At 74.5% G+C, this 1,690-nt stretch carries 2 protein-coding genes; one reads left to right on the top strand and one right to left on the bottom strand.

The annotated features are described in order from the left end of the window. Positions 1–220 precede the first annotated feature (220 nt). Positions 221–994 carry a class I SAM-dependent methyltransferase gene (locus tag FNQ90_RS22240; RefSeq protein WP_182607981.1) on the bottom strand — a complete coding sequence of 258 codons (774 nt, stop codon included), beginning with the start codon at positions 992–994 and terminating at the stop codon, positions 221–223. Positions 995–1,113: 119 nt separating this feature from the next. Here FNQ90_RS22240 and FNQ90_RS22235 point away from each other — a divergent pair. Next, positions 1,114–1,690 (top strand): CGNR zinc finger domain-containing protein (locus FNQ90_RS22235; RefSeq protein ID WP_182607980.1); only part of this gene is annotated, 577 nt, incomplete at its 3' end.

The following is a 1,690-nucleotide window of genomic DNA, read 5'->3' as shown; positions in this document are numbered from 1 at the left end:
GGCCCCACCGCCGCGTCCGGGCCCCGCCCGCCGTGCGGCGCGCGGCCGGGCTGCCGGCGCGGCCACGGCCCCGGGCCGGTCGGCCGTCGCCGGGAAGAGCCCGTCTCCTCCTCTCCGGGCGCCGACGGCCGCCGTGACCGCCGGCGCCGGAACGGACCGCCGGGGGCGGGCCCGGTCGGGACGGCCGGAGGCGAAGGGCCGGAGGCGGCGGCGCGGGCGCTCAGCGCAGGCCGAGCACCATGGCGTCGGAGGGGGAGGCCCACACCGTGCGGGCCTCGACGAAGCCGGCGCCGAGCAGGATCGCGGCGTGCTCACCGGGGGCCTGGACCTCGCCGTCGGAGTGGTCGCCCTGCCTCGGATCCCCGAAGATCCCGAACCGTTCCGCCGCCGCGTCGGCCAGCTCCGGATCCCGGGCCACCTCGGCCCACCAGTCGGCCCAGTCCTGCGTGCCGGCCGCCTTCTCCCGGTCCCGTCGGGCACGGTCGAGGGCGTGAACGGCCTCGTTGACGCGGGGCGTGGCGGGGTCGGGCATGTGGTCGGCGTTGAGGAAGACCCCGCCGGGCCGCACCACCCCGCCGGCCAGCCGTTCGTAGAGCACCCGCAGATCGGCGGTGCGCATCCAGTGCAGGGCGGTGGTTGTGAGCACCGCGTCGAAGGGACCGCCTGCACCGGCGGCGAGAACCCGATCCACCCATGCGGCGTCCCGGAGGTCGGCGGTGACGAAGGTCGTCCGCTCCTCCCCCTCGAAGGTGCCCCGGGCGATGGCCAGCAGGGCGGGGTCCAGGTCCACCCCGACGGTGGTCGCCCCGGGGAAGCGCTTGAGAACCCGGGCGGTGATGCTGCCGGTGCCGCAGGCCAGGTCGAGCACCCGGGGACGATCACCGACCAGCGCCTCCACGGTGTCCAGCATGACCCGGAACCGCTCCTCCCGGTCGGGCAGGTACCACTCCTGCTGCCGGTCCCAGCTGCGCTGCCACTCCTGCCAGTCGGTCATCGCCGTTCCCCTTCCCGGTCCGTGCGGGCGCACGGGACACCAGCGGTAAGGGATGCATGTGACATGTACCCCTTACCTAGTACAGTGCAGACCCTAGGCCGGCAGCGTAAGGATCACAAGTGGAACTGACCTATTACGCAGACTTCGCGGTGCGACTGGTGAACACCGAGCAACCCGCACGCGGCACCGACGGGCTCACCGATGTCGAGGCCGTGCGCTCCCTCTTCGGGCCGAGCCAACCCGTCGTCGCCCGACGCGTCGTGGAGGCCGACGTCACCCGACTGCGCGGCGTGCGGACCCGCCTGCGGGCCGTGTTCGGCGCCGCCGCCGAGGGCGAGGAGACCCGGGCGGTGAACCTGCTGAACGCCCTGCTGATGGAGTACCCGGTCAGCCCGCAGATCTCCGGCCACGATTACCTCGACGAGGCCGGCCGGCCCCGCTGGCACCTGCATCTGGCCGAGCACCCCACCAACGCCACCGCCGCCTACGCCGCCATCGCCTGCATGGGACTGGCCGTCCAGCTCACCGACCTCGGGGTGGACCGCCTGGGGCTGTGCGAGGCGGCGCCGTGCCGCAACGCCTACATCGACACCTCGACCAACCGCTCCAAGCGCTACTGCTCGGACCGGTGCGCCACCCGCGCCAACGTCGCCGCCCACCGGGCCCGCAAGCGCCGCGAAAGGGCGGGCCGGGGAC

Origin of the sequence: Streptomyces alkaliphilus (genome assembly GCF_014141535.1) — a bacterium.
Classification (GTDB): domain Bacteria; phylum Actinomycetota; class Actinomycetes; order Streptomycetales; family Streptomycetaceae; genus Streptomyces; species Streptomyces alkaliphilus.
Note: the sequence above shows the minus strand (reverse complement) of the source record. Positions and strands in the feature narration are given on the sequence as shown.

Coding starts and splice junctions, on each gene's coding strand:
- FNQ90_RS22240 (WP_182607981.1), bottom strand. CDS start 994: ATGACCGACTGGCAGGAGTGGCAGCGCAGCTGGGACCGGCAGCAGGAG.